Origin of the sequence: Pseudoxanthomonas suwonensis 11-1 (assembly GCF_000185965.1) — a bacterium.
GTDB classification, from domain to species: Bacteria; Pseudomonadota; Gammaproteobacteria; order Xanthomonadales; family Xanthomonadaceae; genus Pseudoxanthomonas; species Pseudoxanthomonas suwonensis_A.
Genome location: NC_014924.1, coordinates 1,237,923 through 1,259,046, shown reverse-complemented (window position 1 = coordinate 1,259,046; position 21,124 = coordinate 1,237,923). Strand labels below are relative to the sequence as shown.

At 70.4% G+C, this 21,124-nt stretch carries 17 protein-coding genes; 13 read left to right on the top strand and 4 right to left on the bottom strand.

Translation table 11 applies throughout. The features are described from left to right. Positions 1–33: 33 nt before the first annotated feature. Complete coding sequence (thrS, locus tag PSESU_RS05585) at positions 34–1,938, bottom strand: threonine--tRNA ligase (protein ID WP_013534795.1); 1,905 nt, start codon at positions 1,936–1,938, stop codon at positions 34–36. A 366-nt stretch (positions 1,939–2,304) separates the two neighbouring features. Between thrS and PSESU_RS05580 the strand changes: the two genes are divergently transcribed. After that, the gene (locus PSESU_RS05580; protein WP_013534794.1) at positions 2,305–3,339 is read left to right on the top strand and encodes a LacI family DNA-binding transcriptional regulator; all 1,035 of its coding nucleotides are present in this window, start codon (positions 2,305–2,307) and stop codon (positions 3,337–3,339) included. Between the two features lie 48 nt (positions 3,340–3,387). Here PSESU_RS05580 and PSESU_RS05575 read toward each other — a convergent pair whose 3' ends face one another. Both PSESU_RS05575 and PSESU_RS05570 read right to left on the bottom strand, forming a co-directional pair. Further along, positions 3,388–5,043 carry an alpha-amylase family glycosyl hydrolase gene (locus PSESU_RS05575; RefSeq protein WP_013534793.1) on the bottom strand — a complete coding sequence of 552 codons (1,656 nt, stop codon included), beginning with the start codon at positions 5,041–5,043 and terminating at the stop codon, positions 3,388–3,390. Beyond that, entirely contained in the window at positions 5,040–6,521 is a 1,482-nt protein-coding gene (locus PSESU_RS05570; RefSeq protein WP_013534792.1) for an MFS transporter, read from the bottom strand. The genes PSESU_RS05575 and PSESU_RS05570 overlap by 4 nt, the downstream gene beginning before the upstream one ends. A gap of 207 nt (positions 6,522–6,728) precedes the next feature. Between PSESU_RS05570 and PSESU_RS05565 the strand changes: the two genes are divergently transcribed. The 10 genes from PSESU_RS05565 (at position 6,729) to PSESU_RS05520 (ending at position 18,459) form a co-directional block, all read left to right on the top strand. Further along, a complete protein-coding gene (locus tag PSESU_RS05565) occupies positions 6,729–9,497 on the top strand; it encodes an alpha-1,6-glucosidase domain-containing protein (protein WP_013534791.1) in 2,769 nt (922 codons plus the stop codon). Beyond that, complete coding sequence (locus tag PSESU_RS05560; RefSeq protein WP_041763889.1) at positions 9,497–11,569, top strand: glycoside hydrolase family 97 protein; 2,073 nt, start codon at positions 9,497–9,499, stop codon at positions 11,567–11,569. Before PSESU_RS05565 ends, PSESU_RS05560 begins: the two co-directional genes overlap by 1 nt. A gap of 203 nt (positions 11,570–11,772) precedes the next feature. Further along, on the top strand, positions 11,773–13,386 hold the full coding sequence (locus PSESU_RS05555) for an alpha-glucosidase family protein (RefSeq protein WP_013534789.1): 1,614 nt from the start codon (positions 11,773–11,775) through the stop codon (positions 13,384–13,386). Positions 13,387–13,651: 265 nt separating this feature from the next. After that, entirely contained in the window at positions 13,652–14,743 is a 1,092-nt protein-coding gene (locus PSESU_RS05550) for a DUF3182 family protein (RefSeq protein ID WP_013534788.1), read from the top strand. Positions 14,744–14,758: 15 nt separating this feature from the next. Then, positions 14,759–15,565 carry an alpha/beta hydrolase family protein gene (locus PSESU_RS05545; RefSeq protein WP_013534787.1) on the top strand — a complete coding sequence of 269 codons (807 nt, stop codon included), beginning with the start codon at positions 14,759–14,761 and terminating at the stop codon, positions 15,563–15,565. A 147-nt stretch (positions 15,566–15,712) separates the two neighbouring features. Further along, on the top strand, positions 15,713–16,141 hold the full coding sequence (locus PSESU_RS05540; RefSeq protein ID WP_013534786.1) for an HU family DNA-binding protein: 429 nt from the start codon (positions 15,713–15,715) through the stop codon (positions 16,139–16,141). Between the two features lie 117 nt (positions 16,142–16,258). Beyond that, complete coding sequence (locus tag PSESU_RS05535) at positions 16,259–16,843, top strand: M23 family metallopeptidase (protein ID WP_013534785.1); 585 nt, start codon at positions 16,259–16,261, stop codon at positions 16,841–16,843. 89 nt (positions 16,844–16,932) lie between these two features. After that, the gene (locus PSESU_RS05530) at positions 16,933–17,238 is read left to right on the top strand and encodes a DUF3861 family protein (protein ID WP_013534784.1); all 306 of its coding nucleotides are present in this window, start codon (positions 16,933–16,935) and stop codon (positions 17,236–17,238) included. A 47-nt stretch (positions 17,239–17,285) separates the two neighbouring features. Then, positions 17,286–17,831 (top strand): hypothetical protein, encoded by a 546-nt coding sequence (locus tag PSESU_RS05525; protein WP_013534783.1) that lies wholly within the window; start codon positions 17,286–17,288, stop codon positions 17,829–17,831. Between the two features lie 55 nt (positions 17,832–17,886). Continuing rightward, the gene (locus tag PSESU_RS05520) at positions 17,887–18,459 is read left to right on the top strand and encodes a DUF1439 domain-containing protein (RefSeq protein ID WP_013534782.1); all 573 of its coding nucleotides are present in this window, start codon (positions 17,887–17,889) and stop codon (positions 18,457–18,459) included. A 9-nt stretch (positions 18,460–18,468) separates the two neighbouring features. Here the strand turns inward: PSESU_RS05520 and PSESU_RS05515 are convergent, their stop codons facing one another. Beyond that, positions 18,469–18,936, bottom strand: coding sequence for an SET domain-containing protein (locus tag PSESU_RS05515; protein ID WP_013534781.1), 468 nt, complete (start codon positions 18,934–18,936; stop codon positions 18,469–18,471). A 208-nt stretch (positions 18,937–19,144) separates the two neighbouring features. Between PSESU_RS05515 and PSESU_RS05510 the strand changes: the two genes are divergently transcribed. Together PSESU_RS05510 and sufB are read left to right on the top strand one after the other, a co-directional pair. Continuing rightward, positions 19,145–19,609, top strand: coding sequence for an SUF system Fe-S cluster assembly regulator (locus tag PSESU_RS05510; protein WP_013534780.1), 465 nt, complete (start codon positions 19,145–19,147; stop codon positions 19,607–19,609). A gap of 16 nt (positions 19,610–19,625) precedes the next feature. Beyond that, a complete protein-coding gene (gene sufB / locus PSESU_RS05505; RefSeq protein WP_013534779.1) occupies positions 19,626–21,101 on the top strand; it encodes a Fe-S cluster assembly protein SufB in 1,476 nt (491 codons plus the stop codon). Positions 21,102–21,124: the final 23 nt, after the last annotated feature.

Below are 21,124 nucleotides of genomic sequence, written 5' to 3'. Positions count from 1 at the left end.
CGTGGCGGCAGGGGCCGCCACGGGTTGTCTGTTTTACGCCGACTGCTGCGAACGCAAGGTATCGGCGAAGTCGGACACCGACATTGTGCCCAAATCTTCGCCGGAACGCGTACGCACCGCCACCGCGCCATTCTCCTTCTCGCGGTCTCCGACCACCAGCAGGTATGGCACGCGCTGCAGCGTGTGCTCGCGGATCTTAAAGCCGATCTTCTCGTTCCGCAAATCGGCCTCGACGCGGAAGCCTTGATTTGCAAGGACTTTCCGGACTTCGTTCACGTATTCAGCCTGGACGTCGGTGATGTTCATCACCACGGCCTGGACCGGGGCCAGCCAGGCCGGGAACTGGCCGGCGTGGTGCTCGATCAGGATGCCGATGAAGCGCTCCATGGAGCCGACGATCGCGCGGTGCAGCATGACCGGGTGCCTGCGCTGGCTGTTCTCGTCCACGTACTCGGCGCCGAGGCGGCCGGGCATCATGAAGTCCACCTGCATGGTGCCCAGCTGCCAGGTGCGGCCGATGGCGTCCTTGAGGTGGTATTCGATCTTCGGGCCGTAGAACGCGCCCTCGCCCGGCAGCTCCTGCCACTCCACGCCGGAGGCGCGCAGGGCCGAACGCAGCGCGTCCTCGGCCTTGTCCCAGGTGGCGTCGTCGCCGAGGCGGTTGTCCGGGCGCAGCGCGATCTTGATCTGGATGTCCTCGAAGCCGAAGTCGGTATAGACCTTCAGCGCCTGGGCGTGGAACGCGCGCACCTCGGACTCGATCTGCTGCTCGGTGCAGAACACGTGGCCGTCGTCCTGGGTGAAGCCGCGCACGCGCAGGATGCCGTGCAGCGCGCCGGAGGGCTCGTTGCGGTGGCAGGAGCCGAACTCGCCGTAGCGGATCGGCAGGTCGCGGTAGCTGTGCAGGCCCTGGTTGAAGATCTGCACGTGGCCCGGGCAGTTCATCGGCTTCACCGCGTACGTCCGCTTCTCGGACTCGGTGAAGAACATGTTGTCCTGGTAGTTGTCCCAGTGGCCGGACTTCTTCCACAGGCTCACGTCCAGGATCTGCGGGCAGCGCACCTCGCCGTAGCCGGTCTCGCGGTAGACGCGGCGCATGTACTGCTCCACCACCTGCCACACGCTCCAGCCCTTGGGGTGCCAGAACACCAGGCCCGGGGCCTCTTCCTGCAGGTGGAACAGGTCCTGCTGCTTGCCGATGCGGCGGTGGTCGCGCTTCTCGGCTTCCTCGATGCGCTGGATGTAGGCCTTGAGCTGCTTCTCGTCGGCCCAGGCGGTGCCGTAGATACGCTGCAGCTGCTCGTTCTTCGCGTCGCCGCGCCAGTAGGCGCCGGAGATGCGGGTCAGCTTGAAGGCCTTCAGGAAGCGGGTGTTGGGCACGTGCGGGCCACGGCACATGTCCACGTATTCCTGGTGGTAGTACAGGCCCATCGCGGTCACTTCCGGGCCCATGTCCTCGATCAGGCGCAGCTTGTAGTCCTCGCCGCGCGCCTTGAAGACATTGATGACCTCCTCGCGCGGGGTCATCTTCTTGACGACGTCGTAGTCCTGGGCGATCAGCTCGCGCATGCGCTGCTCGATCGCGGCCATGTCATCGGGGGTGAAGGGGCGCTCGGAATAGATGTCGTAGTAGAAGCCCTCCGCGATCACCGGGCCGATGACCATCTTCACTTCCGGGTACAGCTGCTTGACCGCGTGGCCGACCAGGTGGGCGCAGGAGTGGCGGATGATCTCCACGCCCTCCTCGTCCTTGGGAGTGATGATGCGCAGGGTGGCGTCGTGGTCGATGACGTCGCAGGCATCGACCAGCCTGCCGTCGACCTGGCCGGCAACGGTGGCCTTGGCCAGGCCGGCGCCGATGGACTGGGCGACCTGGAGCACGGTGACGGGACCTTCGAACTGTCGCTGGCTGCCGTCGGGAAGCGTGATGGTGATCATTTGGGGGCCGGGATTCGGGATTGGGGATTCGGGATTCGAGTGCGGGATCGGGTCGAGTGGGACGGCGCGGCAATCCCCAATCTCGAATCCCGAATCCCGTTGGCCGCATCGCGGCCAACAAAAAAGCGCCACCAGGCGCCTGCGGGTTGGCAGCCTGGGCGGGCGTCAGCGGTGGGCGGTGGTAGTGCTCATGTCGCACGCTCGGCCGGCGCCTTGCGCGGGCCACCTTGCTCCTGGGCTCGCCGGCACCGTGCCGGCGGCGAGGCCCCGATTCTATCGCAGCCGGGCCGGCGGACGCAGTACGGGGGGCCATGGCATCATGGCGGCTCGCTGTATTGCAGTCCCTGGCTCGGAGGAGCCGGCAGCATGACCATCCGGGGAAAGGCCACTTCGCTCGACATCGCCCACCTGGCCGGGGTTTCCCAGCCCACGGTCTCCCGTGCCCTGCGCGGCAGCCCGTCGGTCAGCCCGGAGACCCGGCGCCGGATCCTCGCCATCGCCCGCGAGCTCAACTACAAGGTCGACAAGAACGCGTCCAACCTGCGCGCCCAGCAGTCCGGCACCCTGGCCCTGCTGTTCTTCGAGGATCCGACCCCGGACGACTCGCTGATCAACCCCTTCTTCCACTCCATGCTCGGCTCGATCACCCGGGCCTGCGCGCGGCGTGGCTACGACCTGCTGGTCTCCTTCCAGCAGCTGTCGACCAACTGGCACGCGGACTTCGCCGACAGCCACAAGGCCGACGGCATCATCCTGCTGGGCTACGGCGACTACCTGGAGTCGGAGTCGCGGATGCAGCAGCTGGTCGAACAGGGCACCCACTTCGTGCGCTGGGGCGCCGCCCTGCCGGGCGAGCCGGGGATCTCGATCGGCTGCGACAACTTCCAGGGCGGGCACGACATCACCGCCCACCTGCTGGAGCGCGGCTGCCGCCGGATCGCCTTCCTCGGCAACGCCTCCGAGCATTACCCGGAGTTCCGCGAGCGCTGGCGCGGTTACCAGGCCGCGCTGCAGGAAGCCGGGCTCGAGCCCCTGCCCGAACTGCAGGCCGACGCCATCACCACCGAGCAGTCCGGCTACGAGGCCGCCCGCGCCCTGCTGGACGCCGGCCAGGTCTTCGACGCAGTGTTCGGCGCCAGCGACCTGATCGCCCTCGGCGCGATGAAGGCCCTGCGCGAGCACGGCCTGGCCGTGCCGGCGGACGTGGCCGTGGCCGGTTTCGACGACATCGCCATGGCCAGCTTCGCCCAGCCGCCACTGTCGACCGTGCAGCAGGACACCAAGCAGGCCGGCGAGGTGCTGGTCGACAGCCTGATCCGCCTGGTCCAGCGCGAGCCGGTGGAAAGCCAGCGCCTGCCGGTGCGGCTGGTGCTCCGCGAATCCAGCCAGCGGCCGGGCTGAGCCGGCGTCGCGGGCCGCCGGCCGGCACGCCCGCCCTTGCCAGGCTGCTTACTGCGCCGGGGTTGCGCGCAGCGCGGCCGCGCGCAGGTCGGTGCGGGTCACCGGACCGTCGAACAGGAACACGCGCACGCCGTGCGCCGGCACCTCGACCTTGAGTTTGCCCCCGACCCTGACCGTCTCGCCGCTGAAGCCGTCGCGCCACTGCCCGCGCTGGAGCATGCGGCTGACCGTGGTGGTGCGCGCCCGGTCGCCCTTGTTGAGCAGGACCAGCGCGGTCTGCGCCTGGCCGGCATCCTCGTAGACGCGGTAGAACACCGCGCTGTCGCCCTCCATCTCCACGTTCAGCTGCACGCCGCGCTGCAGGGCCGGGGAGGCCTTGCGCAGGTTGGCGATGCGCCGCAGCTGCTGGTACACCGGATGCGCGGGCGCGGACTCGATCCGCTCGCTGCCGAAGTAGGCGCGGTTGCCGCCGTGCTCGCCCTGCCCGGCCATGAACGCGATCTCCGAGCCGTAGTAGACGACCGGGATGCCGCGCGCGGTGAACAGCCAGTTGTGCGCGTCGATGAAGCCCTCGTCGCTGGCATCCATGCGCGGCATGTCGTGGTTGTCGTAGAAGGTGGCCAGGTCGTACGGGTTGGCGTACGGGCCATCCTCCAGGTACAGCGCCTGCGCCAGCCGCTCGAAGCCGCCGATAGCCTGGCGCGAGAACACCTCGTCCATGGCCTTCTTCATCGGGAAGTCGAGCACGCTGACGCCGCCGTTCTCCGGTTTGGTGAATTCGGCGATGCCCGCCGCCTCGTAGTCGAACGACTCGCCGAACATGAACATGCCCGGGTACTCGGCGCGGATGCGGTCGGTGAAGGCCTTCCAGAACGGCAGCGGCTGGTGGCGGATGGTATCGATGCGCAGCGCGTCCACCCCCTGCCCGATCCACTTCAGGTAGGCGCCGACCAGGTAGTCCATGACCGCCGGGTTGTCGGCGGCCAGGTCGGACAGCTGGGCCAGGTCGCGCCTGGCGTTGTAGAACGCGTGCAGCGGGTTGCCGGCCGGATCGAGCTGCTCCGGCTCCAGGTTCTGGTGGTCGGCCACCAGGCGGCCTTCCGCATCGAAGATCTGGCCGAACTGCGGCTGCGCCACCGGCATGGTCCAGGCCGGCGAGCCGTGGTTGGCGACGATGTCCAGCACGGTCTTCAGGCCATGGCCGCGCAGGCCGGCGGTCAGGCCGGCGAAGTCCAGGTCGGCGCTGGGCAGGTGCTCGTCCAGGCGGTAGAAGTTCACGCCCCAGTAGCCGTGGAAGCCGGTCTTGCCCTGGTCGGTCAGGAAGCCGTCGCAGGTGATCGGGTCGCCGCCGGTGAAGGCCTGGTCCGGGTTGTCCACGATCGGCGTGATCCACACCGCGGTGAAACCCATGTCGGCGATGTAGCCGGCGTTGTCGAGCAGGCCGCGGAAGTCGCCGCCGAGGTAGCCGACATTGCCGACCACGCCGTCGCAGGGCTCCAGCGGGCGGTCGAAGGTGTGGTGTTCGCCACCCTGGTCGCGGTGGTCGTTGGCCGGGTCGCCGTTGACGAAGCGGTCGGTCAGGACGAAGTACACCGCCTCGCTGGCGAACGGCTCGCGGGTGCCATAGATGGACTGGGCGAAGGCCGGCGCGGCGGCCAGCGCCAGAGCGGCACCGAGCAGGGACTTGCGCAGCACGCGGCTCATGCGCGGGCCTCCGCCGGACGCGGCACGGCGAACACGCAGGCCGCCGCCACCAGCAGGCTGGCGCCGCCCAGGGCCAGGGCCCACAGCGGCTGGCCACCGAACAGCGCGCGCAGCAGGAAACCGAGCAGGCTGGCCGCGACCAGCTGCGGGATCACGATGAAGAAATTGAAGATGCCCATGTACACACCCATCTTGGCCGCCGGCAGCGAGTCCGACAGCATTGCGTAGGGAAGCGAGAGGATCGAGGCCCAGGCGAAGCCCACGCCGACCATCGACAGCAGCAGCCACTGCGGATCGCGCACCCACAGGAAGGACAGCAGGCCCAGCGCGCCCAGGCACAGGTTGAATACGTGGGTGCCGCGCAGGCCGAGGCGCCCGGCCAGCCACGGGATCACCACCGCCGCCAGCGCGGCGAAGCCGTTGTAGGCGGCAAACAGCACGCCCACCCAGTTGGCGCCGTCGTTGTAGGCGGCGGAGGTCGGATCGTTGCTGCCGTAGTGGGTACCAGCCACCGCCGCGGTGGTGTAGATCCACATCGCGAACAGGGCGAACCAGGAGAAGAACTGGACCACGGCCAGGCGGCGCATGGTGCGCGGCATCGCGCGCAGGTCGCCGGCGATGGACGGCAGCATGCCGCCGGGAGGCAGCACCCGCGCCAGCAGCAGGAGCAGGCCGTAGGCGGCGAGCATGCCGGCCAGCACGTAGAGCATGCGGTCCCAGCCGCTGGCGGCGATCAGCGCGGCCAGGGCCAGGCCGGCCACCAGCCAGGCCAGCGCCGGCAGCGGACCGGCCGCCGGCACCGCGATGGCGGCCTGCTCCACCGGCGGCTCAGCCTGCTCGAAGCGGGCCAGCTCGGCCGGGGCGTATTCGCGGGTGCGCAGCACGGTCCAGCCGATCGCGCCCAGCAGCACCACGCCGCCGACGTAGAAGGCGTAGCGCACGGTATCGGGCACTTCGCCCGGGCCGGCGGTATTGGCCACGCCGGCCTTGGCCAGCAGCCACGGCAGCAGGCTGGCGATGATCGCGCCGGCGCCGATGAAGAAGCTCTGCATCGCGTAGCCGCTGGCGCGCTGCTCCTGCGGCAGCTGGTCGCCGACGAAGGCGCGGAACGGCTCCATCGAGATGTTGATCGACGCGTCCAGGATCCACAGCATGCCGGCCGCGATCCACAGCGTCGGCGAGTGCGGCATGAAGAACAGGGCGATCGTCGCCAGCACCGCGCCGGCGAGGAAGTACGGGCGACGGCGGCCCAGCGGGGACCAGGTGCGGTCGGACAGGTAGCCCACCACCGGCTGCACCAGCAGGCCGGTCAGCGGCGCGGCGATCCACAGCCCGGGCACCTGTTCCATGTCCGCGCCAAGGGTCTGGAAGATGCGGCTGACGTTGGCGTTCTGCAGGGCGAATCCGAACTGGATGCCCAGGAAGCCGAAGCACATGTTCCAGATCTGCCAGAACGACAGGCGTGGTTTGCGATCCATCAAGCGTTCCCCCCTCCGGGAATCGTCATGTCTCGAGCCGCCGGCCGGCGGTGCTGCCGGCATGGTAGGCGGCGCCAGCGCGCGACGCACAGCACATGCATACGTATTCATCGGCATGCCCGCCCATGCTGCAGTGCACCCGTGGAATAGTTCGGCCCCTCGCGTCGCGGCCCGCTGCCGCAGCCGCGGAGCGTTCTGGGAGGGACGATGCGACATAGCCTGCAACGGCGCACCATGCGCGCCATGTTCCATGTGTTTGGCGCGGCCGGCGGCTGCGTCCTGCTGCTTGCCGCCCTGCCGTCGCAGGCGGCCGTGCCGTCGACCGCCGCATGCGATGGGGGCGATGCCGTGGTCCTGGCCGCCGATGCCGGCACCCACCCCGAAGCGCGCGCGATCTGGCTGGACCGCCATACCCTGCGCTGGCCCGGGGCACCGGTCGATGGCCGTTACCGCCTCTACGCCGGTGACACCCTGCCCGTGGCGAAGCCCGGCCAGCGCATACGCGGCGCTGCGCGGGCGATCGGGCTGACCCCTTCAGCGCAACCGGCCGACGAGGTCATGCAGCGCTTCCGCCATGTCACGGCCGGCGCCACCCTCGCCACCGGCCTGGACGACGCCGGCCTGCGTGCCCTGCACCGCCAGGCCCTGCTGCTGGTGCGCGAGGATGCGAGCGGCCGCGTGCTGGAGGCGACCAGGACCCAGCTGCCTGGCGCACTCGATGACCTGTATGCCTCCGCGGTCGATGCGCCGATGCCCGGCGCGCAGCCCTCGCCGGATGGCACCCGCTTCTCCGTATGGGCGCCGACCGCACGCGAGGCATCGCTGTGCCTGCATGCCGACGACCAGGGCGCGGCGATCCGCCGCGTGCCGGCCGAGCGCGATGCCGACACCGGCATATGGACCGCGCACCTGCCGGAAGACCTGCGCGGCAGCTATTACACTTGGCTGGTGGACGTGCACGTGCCGGGCACCGGCCTGGTGCGCAACCGGGTCACCGATCCCTATTCGGTCAGCCTGGGCACCGACTCCCGCCGCAGCTACGTCGCCGACCTGGACGATGCGGCCCTCAAGCCGGATGGCTGGGACCAGGCGCCGCGCCCGCCGGCGCTGGAGGCGCAGGTGGACATGGCGGTGTACGAGCTGCACGTGCGCGACTTCTCCATCGGCGACGCCACCGTTCCCGAACCACTGCGCGGCCGCTACCTGGCATTCACCGCCGGCGATAGCGACGGCATCGCCCACCTGCGGGGCCTCGCGCGTGCCGGCCTGAGCGACGTCCACCTGCTGCCGGTGTACGACTTCGCCTCCGTGCCCGAAGCCGGGTGCACCACGCCGCAGGTGCCGGATGCGCCGGCCGCCAGCCCGCTGCAGCAGGCCGCGGTGATGGCCGTGGCCACACGCGACTGCTTCAACTGGGGCTACGACCCGTTCCACTTCAACGCGCCGGAAGGCAGCTACGCCACCGATCCGTCCGATGGCGCCGCACGCATCCGCGAGTTCCGGGCCATGGTCATGGCCCTGCACGGCCTGGGCCTGCGCGTGGGCATGGACGTGGTCTACAACCACACCTTCGCCGCCGGCCAGGACCGCGGCTCGGTGCTGGACCGCATCGTCCCCGGCTATTACCACCGGCTCGACGCGGCCGGCACGGTCGAGACCAGCACCTGCTGCAGCAACACCGCCACCGAGCACGCGATGATGGCGCGGCTGATGATCGATTCGGCCGAGCTGTGGGTGCGGCATTACCGCATCGACTCGTTCCGCTTCGACCTGATGGGCCACCAGCCGCGCGCGGCGATGGAAGCCCTGCAGCAGCGGGTCGACGCCGCCGCCGGTCGCCACGTGCCGCTGATCGGCGAAGGCTGGAACTTCGGCGAGGTGGCCGACGGCGCCCGCTTCGTCCAGGCCTCGCAGCTGTCGCTGGGCGGCAGCGGCATCGGCACCTTCAGCGACCGTGGGCGCGATGCGCTGCGCGGCGGTGGCCCCGGCGACAGCGGCCGCGACAAGGTCGCCCGCCAGGGCTGGCTCAACGGCCTGGGCTATGCGCCCAACGAACTGACCGCGGGTGACGACCCGGCCGAGGCCCGCGCCGCCCTGCTGCGCGCGGCCGACCTGGTCCGCGCCGGCCTGGCCGGGACCCTGCGCGACTACGTGCTGGACACGGTCGATGGTGCGCGTCCGCTGCACGCCGTGGACTACAACGGCCAGCCGGCCGGCTACGCCCATGCGCCGGGCGAAGTCGTCAACTACGTCGAGAACCACGACAACGAGACCCTGTACGACCTCAACGCCTACCGCCTGCCCGCCGGTACGTCGGCCCACGACCGCGCGCGGGTGCAGGTGCTGGGCATGGCTACTACCGCGCTGAGCCAGGGCGTGGCCTATTACCACGCCGGCATCGACCTGCTGCGCTCCAAGTCCATGGACCGCAACAGCTACGACTCCGGCGACTGGTTCAACCGGCTGGACTGGACCTGCCAGGACAACTTCTTCGGCACCGGCCTGCCACCTGCCAGCGGCAACGAGGGCGACTGGCCCTGGATCGCGCCGCGGCTGGCCGATCCGGCGCTGCGCCCGGCGCCGGAAGACATCGCCTTCGCCCGCGACGCCATGCGCGAGCTGCTCGCGATCCGCGCCAGTTCCAGCCTGTTCCGCCTGCGCACCACGGAAGAGGTCTCGCGCCGGCTCAGCTTCCCCAACAGCGGCCCCGGCCAGAACCCGCTGGTGATCGCCGGCCTGCTCGACGGCCGCGGCCATCCGGGTGCCGGCTTCGACGGGATCCTCTACCTGCTCAACGCCTCGCCGCAGGCACAGCAGCTGGAACTGCCGCAGCTGCGCGGCCAGCGCTGGCGCCTGCATCCGCTGCAGCGCGGCCCGCACGCCGCCGATCCACGCGTGCGCGAAGCACGCCATGAACCCGCCCGCGGCCGCTTCACCGTGCCGCCGCGCACCGTCCTCGTCTACGTCCTGGAGTAATCCCCATGTCCGCACGACGCCCCCCACGCCGCACCGGCACCCTGCTCGCCCTGCTGCTCCTTGCCGCCGCCGCCCTGCCCGCGCAGGCACGCGACCTGGCCCGGATCGAATCCCCCGGCCAGGTGCTGGCGGTGACCATCGAGGCCCAGCACGAGGACCGCCTCGCCTACCGGGTCGAGCGCAACGGCCAGCCGGTGATCGCCTCCTCGCGCCTGGGCTTCCTGCTCGGCGACGGCCGCCTCGAGCGCAACCTGGAGCTGGTCGACCATTCCAGCAGCAGCTTCGACGAGACCTGGGAACAGCCCTGGGGCGAGCGCCGGCTGACCCGCAACCACTACAACGAGCTGCGCGCGCGCTTCGCCGAGCGCCCGGCCACCCCGGGCGAGGCCCCGCGCCGGATCGACGTGGTGTTCCGCGTCTACGACGACGGCGTCGGCTTCCGCTACGAGTTCCCGGCCGAGCCGGCCCCGCGCCAGGTGCGCATCCGCCAGGAGCTGACCGAGTTCGCCCTGGCCGATGCGGACGACACCACCGCCTGGTGGATCCCGGCGTTCGAGTGGAACCGCGAGGAATACCTGTATTCGCGCACCCCGCTGCGCGAGATCGGCACCGCGCAGACGCCGCTGACCCTGCGCACCGGCAACGGCCTGCATGTCTCCATCCACGAGGCGGCGCTGGTCGACTACGCCGGCATGAACCTGGCCCGCGGCGACGCCAACGTGCTGCGCGCGGCGCTGACCCCGTCCAGCGAGGGCGGCGCGGTGAACCGCACCACCCCGTTCGCCACCCCGTGGCGCACGATCCAGATCGGCGAGCGCGCCGGCGACCTGGTCGAATCGAGCCTGATCCTCAACCTCAACGAGCCCAACGCCATCGGCGACGTCAGCTGGTTCAAACCGGCCAAGTACGTGGGCGTGTGGTGGTCGCTGCACCTGGAGACCGAGACCTGGGGCACCGGGCCGAAGCACGGCGCGACCACCGCCAATACCCGCCGCTACATCGACTTCGCCGCGAAGAACGGCTTCCGTGGCGTGCTGGTGGAGGGCTGGAACCCCGGCTGGGACGGCAACTGGTTCGCCAACGGCTGGGGCTTCGACTTCACCCGCTCCACCCCGGACTTCGACCTGCCGAAGCTGGCGAAGTACGCCGCCGGCAAGGGCGTGCACCTGATCGGCCACCACGAGACCGCCTGCGCGGTCAGCCATTACGAGCGGCAGCTGGAGGCGGCCTTCGACCTGTACGCGCGCAACGGCGTGGACGTGGTCAAGACCGGCTACGTCTGCGACGCCGGCGACATCCAGCGCCAGGACCAGGCCGGTGGCCCGGTGGTGCGCGAGTGGCACGAGAGCCAGTGGATGAGCAACCACCACCTGCGCGTGGTCCAGGCCGCGGCGGAGAGGAAGATCGCGGTCAATGCGCACGAGCCGGTCAAGGACACCGGCCTGCGCCGCACGTACCCGAACTGGGTCTCGCGCGAGGGCGCGCGTGGCATGGAGTTCGCCGCATGGGCCGATCCGCCGAACCCGCCGGAGCACGAGGCCACCCTGGTGTTCACCCGCATGCTCGCCGGGCCGATGGACTTCACCCCCGGCATCGTCAGCCTGGTCGGCCGCAACGGCCAGAAGCTGCGCAGCACCCTGGCCAAGCAGCTGGCGCTGTACGTGGTCCTGTACAGCCCGGTGCAGATGGTCGCCGACCTGCCCGAGCATTACGCGAAGCAGCCGCAGGCGCTGAAGTTCATCCGCGACGTGGCGGTGGACTGGGAGGAAAGCCGCATGGTCGACGGTTCGGTCGGCGAGTACGCGGTGCTGGCGCGCAAGGCGCGCGGCGGCGAGGAGTGGTTCCTCGGCGCGGTCGGCGACGACACCCCGCGCGTGCTGCAGGCGCCACTGTCCTTCCTCGATGCCGGCCGCCGCTACCGCGCGGAGATCTACCGCGACGGCGATGGCGCCGACTGGGAGCGCAATGCGGCGGCGTTCGTGCACGAGACCCGCGAGGTCGGTGCCGGCGACGTGCTCGAGCTGCGCCTCGGCCGCGGCGGCGGCCAGGCCGTGCGTTTCGTGCCGCTCTGAAGGCGTTCGTGGTGAATACGTATGCGCCCCGGCTCGGGCGCGAAGGGCCGCCACTACCATAGCGGCGGCCGATGAAAGCGGCGCGGCGGGCAGGTGCCTGCCGCGGCCGGTTCGACGGCGGCGCGTGCGAGGGGTTGCACGGCCGCCGGTCCTCCACCCGGCCGCGCAATCCAGCGCGGCATCCCAACCGTAATGGTTCCCGTATGTCCGACAACCAGTGGTGGCGCGGCGCCGTCATCTACCAGATCTACCCCCGCAGCTTCCTCGACACCAACGGCGACGGCGTGGGCGACCTTCCGGGCATCACCGACCGGCTGGACTACGTGGCCTCGCTGGGCGTGGACGCGATCTGGATCTCGCCCTTCTTCAAGTCGCCGATGGCCGACTACGGCTATGACATCGCCGATCCGCGCGACGTCGATCCGCTGTTCGGCAACCTCGCCGACTTCGACCGCCTGCTCGAGAAGGCCCACGGCCTGGGCATCAAGGTGATGATCGACCAGGTGCTCAGCCACACCTCGACCCAGCACGACTGGTTCCAGGAGAGCCGCCAGGACCGCACCAACCCCAAGGCCGACTGGTACGTGTGGGCCGATGCGAAGGACGACGGCAGCCCGCCCAACAACTGGATGTCGATCTTCGGCGGCGTGGCCTGGCGCTGGGAGCCGCGCCGCTGCCAGTACTACCTGCACAACTTCCTGGTCGACCAGCCGGACCTGAACTTCCACAATCCGGAAGTGCAGAAGGCCACCCTGGACAACGTGAAGTTCTGGCTGGACCGCGGCGTCGACGGCTTCCGCCTGGACGCGATCAACTTCTGCTTCCACGACGCGCAGCTGCGCGACAACCCGCCCAAGCCGGCGGACAAGCGCGTGGGCCGCGGCTTCAGCCCGGACAACCCCTACGCGTTCCAGTACCACTACTACAACAACACCAGGCCCGAGAACATCGCCTTCCTCGAGGACCTGCGCAGGCTGATGGACCAGTACCCCGGCGCGGTGACCCTGGGCGAGATCTCCTCGGAGGATTCGCTGGCCACCACCGCCGAGTACACCTCCGGCAAGCGCCTGAACATGGGCTACAGCTTCGAGCTGCTGGTGGACGACTTCAGCGCCGGCTACATCCGCGGCACGGTGGAGCGCCTGGAAGCGGCGATGACCGAGGGCTGGCCGTGCTGGGCGGTGTCCAACCACGACGTGCGCCGCGCCGTCACCCGCTGGGGCGGCGACGAGGCGCCGCCGGCCCTGGCCCGCATGCTGGCGGCGATGGTCTGCTCGCTGCGCGGCTCGGTCTGCATCTACCAGGGCGAGGAGCTGGGCCTGCCCGAGGCCGACGTTCCGTTCGAGGCGCTGCGCGACCCCTACGGCATCACCTTCTGGCCGACCTTCAAGGGCCGCGACGGATGCCGCACGCCGATGCCGTGGAAGGACGCCGCCGACGCCGGCTTCAGCCCGGCGCAGCCGTGGCTGCCGGTCCCGGACCAGCACCGCGCCCGCGCCGTCGAGCGCCAGGAGGCCGATCCGGATTCGGTGCTGCACGCTTTCCGTGCGTTCATGCGCTGGCGCAAGCAGCATCCGGCCCTGGTGCGCGGCTCGATCCGTTTCCTCGACACCGCCGAGCCGGTGCTGGCGTTCGTGCGCGAGCACGAGGGCCAGCGCGTGCTCGCCGCGTTCAACCTCTCCGCCAACCCCGCCCGCCTGTCCCTGCCCGAGGGGCAGTGGCAGCCGCAGACGATCCCCGGCCATGCCGTGGCCGGCGTCGACGGCGGGGAAGCCACGCTGCCTTCCTGGGGCGTGTTCTTCGCACTTGCCGGCTGATCCCTCCCTCAGCCCGCAGTCCGGCCGGGGCATCGCGAGATGCCCCGGCTTTTTTATGCGCGTCGCCCCCCGGCGCCGTGAGGCGGGGTGCCTGCGCGCCACCGCCCCAAGCAAGGCTGGATGCCACGCGCCGGCGCGGGCGTGGAACGTGATCCACACACCTCCGCAAACGCATCTGCTGGCCGCCAGCGCGACGCCGATCCTTCGCACCCGTTTCACCGCGCAGCCCGCAGCGTTGTCCCGTCCCTTCCGCGGAGCGGCCGGCATGACCTCCCCCGACAACCGCTCCAGGCGCTCGGTGGTCACCGTATGCGCGAGCGGGCACCCACGCAGCGGGCATGAGCAGGCATCGCAGGCCTGGGTCGCGCGCCGCCTGGCCGAACTGGCCGGCTGGGAGTACGCCGGCGCGTACGACCCGGCCAATCCGCCGCCACTGCGACCCTACTTCGTCCCCGACGACACCCTGACCGCGGCGCAGGCCGCACGCCTCGGCATCGTCGACGAGGACGACCTGTTTGGCGGCGTGGTGCCGCATGCCTTCGTCGCCAGCAAGGTGATCACCCACGCCCTGCCGCGCGAATGCGCATCCATCCCCGAAGGCTGGCGCTCGGAGCTGGGCGAGCGCCTGCGGCCGGTGGTGCTGGATGGATTCAGCGTGTTCTGTCCGCAGTCCGCCGGCCTCGCCGGACGCGAACTGCTGGCCCGCGGCGGCGCGATCCGGCTCAAGCCGGCGCAGGCGCGCGGTGGCAACGGCCAGCGCCGGGTGGACTGCCCCGGCACCCTGGACGAGGCGCTGGCGGCGCTCGACCGGCTGGAGCTGCAGGAGCACGGCATGGTCCTGGAGCAGGACCTGGTCGACGCCACCACCTGCAGCGTGGGCCAAGTGAGGATCGCAGGCATGGTGCTGTCCTACCTCGGCACCCAGCACCAGGCGCCGGACCGCGAGGGACTGGAGGTCTACACCGGCTCCCGCCTGCACGTGGTCGCCGGCGACTACGCCGCGCTGGAGCCGGTCGCCACCGACGCGATGCAGCGCCACGCCCTGGACTGCGCGCGCCGCTATGACGCCGCGGTGGAAGCGGTGCATCCCGGCTTCTTCGCCTCGCGCCGCAACTACGACGTCATCGCCGGGCACGACGCGCACGGCAACTGGCGCTGCGGCGTGCTGGAGCAGTCCTGGCGGCTGGGCGGCGCTTCCCCCGCCGAGATCGTCGCGCTGGATGCGCTGCTGTCCGGGCGCCTCGCGGGGGCGCGATCACCACTTCCTGCCACGAGAGCCACGATCCCGCGCACCAGCCCCCGCCGTCGGCGCAGGTGCACTTCCGCGATCCGCTCGCATCGCGTGGACCGGTGCTGAAGTACGCTGTGGCGCATGGAAATCCGCCTTGACCAGGTCGACATCAGGGTCGACGACGAGGTCGTCCGCGGCACCGTGCTCTCGCCGCCGCCGGCCCTGCCCGGGGTGCTGTTCGTGCACGGCTGGGGCGGCAGCCAGGACCACGACCTGGGCCGCGCCCGCCGCATCGCCGGCATCGGCTGCGTCTGCCTGACCTTCGACCTGCGCGGCCACGAGCAGACCGCCGCGCAGTGGGAAACGGTCAGCCGTCCGCAGAACCTGGCCGACCTGCTCGCCGCCTACGACTGGTTCGCCGCGCGCCCGGACGTGGATGCCTCGGCCATCGCCGTGGTGGGCATCAGTTACGGCGGTTACCTGGCCGCGTTGCTTTCCGAGCTGCGCCCGGTGCGCTGGCTGGCCCTGCGCTCCCCGGCGCTCTACAAGGACGAGGGCTGGGAGCTGCCCAAGCGCCAGCTGCATGCCGACCCGGACCTGCACGCATTCCGCCGCCGCCCGGTGTCCTGGGAACTCAACCGCGCCCTGCGTGCGAGCCATGGTTTCCCGGGCGACGTGCTGCTGGTGGAGGCCGAGCACGACCAGACCGTCCCGCACCAGGTCGGCGAGAACTACGCGGCCGCGTTCTCCAACGCGCGCTCCCTGACCAGGCGCCGGATCCAGGGCGCCGACCATGCGTTTTCCGGCAAGCCGGAGCAGCTGGCCTACACCGACCTGCTGGCCGGATGGCTGGGGGAAATGGTGCGCACCGCCCGCGAACACGAGGCCGCGCAGAAGGTCGCCGAACGCAAGCAGGCGCGCCGCTCCGGGGCCCGGAACGGCCCCTGACGCCCCCGCCGGTGCGACTTATGGCCTATTGGCCGGCTTTTTTGCCGTTTTGGCGCGAATTTCCTCTTGGCGGCGCTGCCTTCATCGCCTACATTCGCCGTGCCGATCCTCTCGGCCCACCATCCAATCGAACGGAACAGGAAATTTATGGCGAAGACCACCAAGAAGCCGGCCGCCAAGAAGGCCGCGACCAAAGCGGCGAAGACGACCGCAGTGAAGAAGGCTGCTGCGCCGAAGAAGGCTGCCGCTCCGAAGAAGGCCGCCCCGCTGAAGGAAGTCCTGGGCAAGTCCGCCCTGATCAAGCACCTGTCCGAAACCAGCGGCGTCGTCGCCAAGGACGTCAAGGCCGTCCTGGCTGCCGTCGAGGATGCGGTCTCCGGCGCGATCAGCAAGAAGGGCGCTGGCAGCTTCACCCTGCCGGGCCTGTTCAAGGTCACCTCGGTCAAGGTTCCGGCCAAGCCGAAGCGCAAGGGCATCAACCCGTTCACCAAGGAAGAGCAGTGGTTCGCCGCCAAGCCGGCCTCGGTCAAGGTCAAGGTGCGTCCGCTGAAGAAGCTCAAGGACGCTGCCGCCTGATCGGCGCGACTGGCTGAAGCTCTTCGACGGGGCGGCCGCAAGGCCGCCCCGTTTTCATTTGCGGCCTGTCCGCCCTGTTTGCGCGACGGGCACGCAGCACGCGCCATCCTGCAGTCCATGCCTGCCCATGGACGCCCCACCCTCGCCCGCCGCCTCGCCGGTTCCGCCTGGACCCTGCTGTGGCTGTGCGTGCTGGGCGCGTGCCTGCTCTGGGCATGGCAGCACCCGGCCACCCAGCGTGCGCGCTTCACCTGGGAACTGGCGCGCAGTCCGGCGCCGGAGACGCTGCCGGTACCGGTGCAAGGCGTCGAGGCAGGCCGCATCGCCGACACCTGGGGTGCGCCCCGCGACAGCGACCGCAGCCACGAGGGCCTGGACATCTTCGCGCCGCGCGGCACGCCGGTGACCAGCACCACCCGCGGCATCGTCACCGCCGTGCGCGACCGCGGCCTCGGCGGACGCCAGGTCTGGGTGCGTGGTCCGGGCAACGAATCGCACTACTACGCCCACCTCGACCACTGGGCGCCGGGGCTGGCCGCCGGCGACATGGTCGAGGCCGGCACCGTGCTGGGAACGGTCGGCAACACCGGCAACGCGCGCACCACGCCACCACACCTGCACTACGGCATCTACGGCCCCGGCGGCGCGTCCAATCCGCTGCCGCGCCTGCTTGCCACCGCGCCTCCACCATCGCCGCCCTGAGGGAGTGGAACGGTCCATCGTGGCCACGGGCCTCGTCCCTGCCGGCCGGCGGGCCTATCTTGGCCGCACACACCTGCAGGACCCTCGCCATGGCTTCGTCTCCCCACCGCTACCGCATCACCGTTACCCCGGTGGAGAACGGCGGACTGCCGTGCCAGGGACGCTGCTCGATCGAGTTCGAACAGCCCTGCGTCGATGACTGGATGCGCGTGGTCGAAAGCAACCAGCGCCTGCCCGGGCTCAGCGCCGACGAGCGCACCGCGCTGGTGATCGGCGCACGCCTGCTCGATGGCATCGCCCGCCGCCATCCCGCCCTCGCCGATGATCCGCTTGTCGGGCTGCGGGAGCCGCTGGCACAGCTGCTGGCCCGGCTCGAAGTCCGCCCAGGCGACTGATCCGCCCCGGTTCCGTAAGCTGCGCCGGCCGTTCCCGTCGTCGCCCCATGCGTAACCGCCTGATCCTCTCCATCGTCGTCCTGCTCGCCCTGGTCCTGGCCTGGCGCGCCTGCCGTCCGTTGCCAGCCACGCCGCTGGACATACCGCCGCCAGCCGACACCGGGGCGGAGCCGAAATCCCCGGAGGCAACCGACACCGCGGATGCCGCCCTGATTGACGATGGCGCCCGCAGCCTGGCGCTCGCAGGCGCCAGGTCGGCGGTGCATGCCTACCTGGCCGCACTGGCCGGCCCCGACCCGCAGCAGGCCGACCAGTGGTGGGCCAAGGGCCGTCCCGGACGCTCGCGCGGCGATGCCATCCTGCGCACGAAGGAGCCGTTCCGCTCCCTGCGGATCACCAGCGCGAGTGCGCGCCCGCTTGATGCCGATCCGGTGCCACGCGTGGTGGAAGTGCCGGTACGCCTGCGCCTGGCGCTGGCGGACGGCAGCACGCGCCTGGTCCAGGGCGACTATCGCCTGCGCGCACGCAAGGATGGCGAGGGCTGGGAAATCACCTCGGCGGCGCTCCAGGCTGAACTGCCCGGGCGCCACTAACGGCCGGTTCACCGGCCTTGGCCACGATGGAGCTCCCCTCTGCGAGGAGCCACCGATGCGCCTGACCCGGATTTTCCCCGCCCTCCTGGCCGCCCTGCTGGTGCCGACAGCCGCGCAGGCCGAGCCACGCGTCGAGGGCCGGCGGCTCAGCGTGGAGGCCGGCGATGCCCAGGCCTTCGTGCAGGAACGCTTCCCGCAAACCCACGACACCCTTGGCGGCCTGCTCCGGCTGACCGTCTCCAACCCCTCGCTGGAGCTGCCGCCGGGCACCCGCATGCAGCTTGCGCTGGACCTGGCCGCGGCGACCGCGGGAGCGGCGCCCTCCCCGGTCGGACGGGTGCGCCTGAGCAGCGCGTTGCGTTACGACCCGGCGGCCAGGGCGTTCTTCCTGGACCAGCCGGCGATCGAGGACTTCCGCCCGGCACGGGCCGGCCTGGAACTGGACGCCGGCACCCGCGGCCTGCTCAACACCTGGCTGGCCGACTACGCGCGCACCGAGCCGGTGTACCGGATCGAACCGCCGCTGGCGGCGATGCTGGGCGGCATCCAGGTCGAATCGGCCGGCGTCCAGGACGGCCGGCTGTACGTGCTGCTGGACCGCGACCCGGGGATCCCGGCCGCGGAGTGACCGCTTCGCTCAGCGCTTGGGCTGGAGCATGGTCCCGGTGCACCTGGGCGAGCCGCAGCGGCAGGCCCAGATCTTCTTCAGCCGCGGCGTGTGCCGCTCGGCCAGGGAGATGCCGTAGTTGTAGGTCAGCTCCTCGCCCGGACGGATGTCGCGGATCGCCTCGATGAAGATGCGGTCCTTGCTGCGGTCGTCGCCGTCGGCCTCGACCACCACCGCCTCGCAGTTGGGATCGCAGCTGTGGTTGATCCAGCGCGCGTCGTTGCCCTTGTAGTTGGCGTCGATGACGTAGTCGTCGTTGAGGGTGAACAGGAAGGTGTGCCCGCTCTCGACGTCGCCGCTGGAATCGGCGTCCACCTCGGCGTGGGTACGGCGCATGCCCTTGTACTCGATGACGCGCTCGCCCTTGCGGAGGGGCTCCACGGCGAACACGCCATTGCCGTGGATGGGGGACTTGCGGGCGACGATCTTGCGGGGCATTGGCGTTCCGGTGACGGCGGCTGGTCCGCGATTCTCGCCGATGCGGGCGGAAGGCCCAAGCCCGGCCGCAAGGCGGTCCGCCACGGGGGACGCCACGGGCCGCCGTCCGCTTCCAAACCACCTTCCTGAAGGCAAGGATGAATACGGACTTGGCCGGGACCGGACTAAAGCGTACAATTTCGGTCCGTTTTAAAGGTCCCTTCCGTCCATGCTCCGCGTCACCAAGCTGACCGACTACGCCACCGTCGTCCTGACCGTCCTCGCGGCGCGTCCGGGCGAAGTGCTGAGCGCGGCCGAACTGGCCGAGCAGTCCGGCCTGGAACAGCCCACCGTCAGCAAGCTGCTCAAGCCGCTGGCCCAGGCCGGCCTGGTCGAGGGCCTGCGCGGCGTGCGCGGCGGCTACCGCCTGAGCCGCGACGCCGACCGCATCACCCTGATCGAGATCGTCGAGGCGATGGAAGGCCCGCTGGCGATGACCGAGTGCAGCCAGGCCGGCGCCAACCAGTGCGGCATCGCCCACCAGTGCGGCGTGCGTTCGAATTGGCGCCTGATCAACGACGTGGTCGCCGACGCCCTGCGCGGGGTGACCCTGGCGCAGATGCTGCGCCCGCTCCCTCCTCCCGCCCCCCCTGCCACCCGCCGGCGCGAGATCGCCGTGCAGGTCGCAAGCTGAACCCGTAGGCAGCCCGATGGCCACCGAAATGCAGACCCCCACCGCCGAAGCCACGCCGCAGAACGCCGAGATCCTCGAGCGCCTGGGCCGCCGCTACGACGCCGGCTTCGTCACCGACATCGAGTCCGACTCCCTGCCCCCGGGCCTGGACGAGGACGTGATCCGCGCGCTCTCGGCCAAGAAGGAAGAGCCGGAGTGGATGACGCAGTGGCGCCTGGACGCCTACCGCCGCTGGCTGGGCATGCCGGTGCCGCACTGGGCCAAGCTGCAGATCGCGCCGATCGACTTCCAGTCCATCAGCTACTACTCCGCGCCCAAGGGCCCGAAGTACAACTCGCTGGACGAGGTGCCGAAGGAGCTGCTGGACACCTACGACAAGCTGGGCGTGCCGCTGCACGAGCGCGCCAAGCTGGCCGGCGTGGCGGTGGACGCGGTGTTCGACTCGGTGTCCGTGGGCACCACCTTCCGCAAGGAACTGGCCGAGAAGGGCATCATCTTCTGCTCGATGTCCGAGGCCATCCGTGAGCACCCCGAGCTGGTGCAGAAGTACCTCGGCAGCGTGGTTCCGCATGGCGACAACTACTTCGCCGCGCTCAATTCCGCCGTGTTCTCCGACGGCAGCTTCGTGTTCATCCCCAAGGGCGTGCGCTGCCCGATGGAGCTGAGCACCTACTTCCGCATCAACGCCGGTCATACCGGCCAGTTCGAGCGCACCCTGATCGTGGCCGAGGAAGGCGCCTACGTCTCATACCTCGAGGGCTGCACCGCGCCGATGCGCGACGAGAACCAGCTGCACGCGGCGGTGGTCGAGCTGGTGGTGCTGGACGACGCCGAGATCAAGTACTCGACCGTGCAGAACTGGTATCCGGGCGACGAGGAAGGCCGCGGCGGCATCTACAACTTCGTGACCAAGCGCGCCGAGTGCCGGGGCGCGCGCAGCAAGGTGACCTGGACCCAGGTCGAGACCGGCTCGGCCATCACCTGGAAGTACCCGTCCTGCGTGCTGCTCGGCGACGACTCGGTGGGCGAGTTCCACTCGGTGGCCCTGACCCACCACCGCCAGCAGGCCGACACCGGCACCAAGATGATCCACGTCGGCAAGCGCACCAAGTCCAAGATCGTGTCCAAGGGAATAAGCGCGGGCCGCGGCCAGAACACCTACCGCGGCCTGGTCAAGGTCGACCGGGGCGCCGAGGGCGCGCGCAACTACACCCAGTGCGACAGCCTGCTGATCGGCAAGCAGTGCGGCGCCCACACCTTCCCCTACATCGAGGTGAAGAACCCGGGCGCCACCGTCGAGCACGAGGCCACCACCTCCAAGATCAGCGAGGACCAGCTGTTCTACTGCCGCAGCCGCGGCATTTCCGAGGAGGACGCGGTCTCGCTGATCGTCGACGGCTTCTGCAAGCAGGTCTTCCGCGAGCTGCCGATGGAGTTCGCGGTCGAGGCCAAGAAACTGCTGGAAGTCTCGCTCGAAGGCAGCGTCGGCTGAGGCCGCCGCCTTCTTCCGGATCC

What these genes read in the sequence shown, in the direction of transcription:
- thrS (WP_013534795.1), bottom strand. Translation starts at nt 1,938, where the DNA reads ATGATCACCATCACGCTTCCCGACGGCAGCCAGCGACAGTTCGAAGGT.
- PSESU_RS05580 (WP_013534794.1), top strand. Translation starts at nt 2,305, where the DNA reads ATGACCATCCGGGGAAAGGCCACTTCGCTCGACATCGCCCACCTGGCC.
- PSESU_RS05575 (WP_013534793.1), bottom strand. Translation starts at nt 5,043, where the DNA reads ATGAGCCGCGTGCTGCGCAAGTCCCTGCTCGGTGCCGCTCTGGCGCTG.
- PSESU_RS05570 (WP_013534792.1), bottom strand. Translation starts at nt 6,521, where the DNA reads ATGGATCGCAAACCACGCCTGTCGTTCTGGCAGATCTGGAACATGTGC.
- PSESU_RS05565 (WP_013534791.1), top strand. Translation starts at nt 6,729, where the DNA reads ATGCGACATAGCCTGCAACGGCGCACCATGCGCGCCATGTTCCATGTG.
- PSESU_RS05555 (WP_013534789.1), top strand. Translation starts at nt 11,773, where the DNA reads ATGTCCGACAACCAGTGGTGGCGCGGCGCCGTCATCTACCAGATCTAC.
- PSESU_RS05550 (WP_013534788.1), top strand. Translation starts at nt 13,652, where the DNA reads ATGACCTCCCCCGACAACCGCTCCAGGCGCTCGGTGGTCACCGTATGC.
- PSESU_RS05545 (WP_013534787.1), top strand. Translation starts at nt 14,759, where the DNA reads ATGGAAATCCGCCTTGACCAGGTCGACATCAGGGTCGACGACGAGGTC.
- PSESU_RS05540 (WP_013534786.1), top strand. Translation starts at nt 15,713, where the DNA reads ATGGCGAAGACCACCAAGAAGCCGGCCGCCAAGAAGGCCGCGACCAAA.
- PSESU_RS05535 (WP_013534785.1), top strand. Translation starts at nt 16,259, where the DNA reads ATGCCTGCCCATGGACGCCCCACCCTCGCCCGCCGCCTCGCCGGTTCC.
- PSESU_RS05530 (WP_013534784.1), top strand. Translation starts at nt 16,933, where the DNA reads ATGGCTTCGTCTCCCCACCGCTACCGCATCACCGTTACCCCGGTGGAG.
- PSESU_RS05525 (WP_013534783.1), top strand. Translation starts at nt 17,286, where the DNA reads ATGCGTAACCGCCTGATCCTCTCCATCGTCGTCCTGCTCGCCCTGGTC.
- PSESU_RS05520 (WP_013534782.1), top strand. Translation starts at nt 17,887, where the DNA reads ATGCGCCTGACCCGGATTTTCCCCGCCCTCCTGGCCGCCCTGCTGGTG.
- PSESU_RS05515 (WP_013534781.1), bottom strand. Translation starts at nt 18,936, where the DNA reads ATGCCCCGCAAGATCGTCGCCCGCAAGTCCCCCATCCACGGCAATGGC.
- PSESU_RS05510 (WP_013534780.1), top strand. Translation starts at nt 19,145, where the DNA reads ATGCTCCGCGTCACCAAGCTGACCGACTACGCCACCGTCGTCCTGACC.
- sufB (WP_013534779.1), top strand. Translation starts at nt 19,626, where the DNA reads ATGGCCACCGAAATGCAGACCCCCACCGCCGAAGCCACGCCGCAGAAC.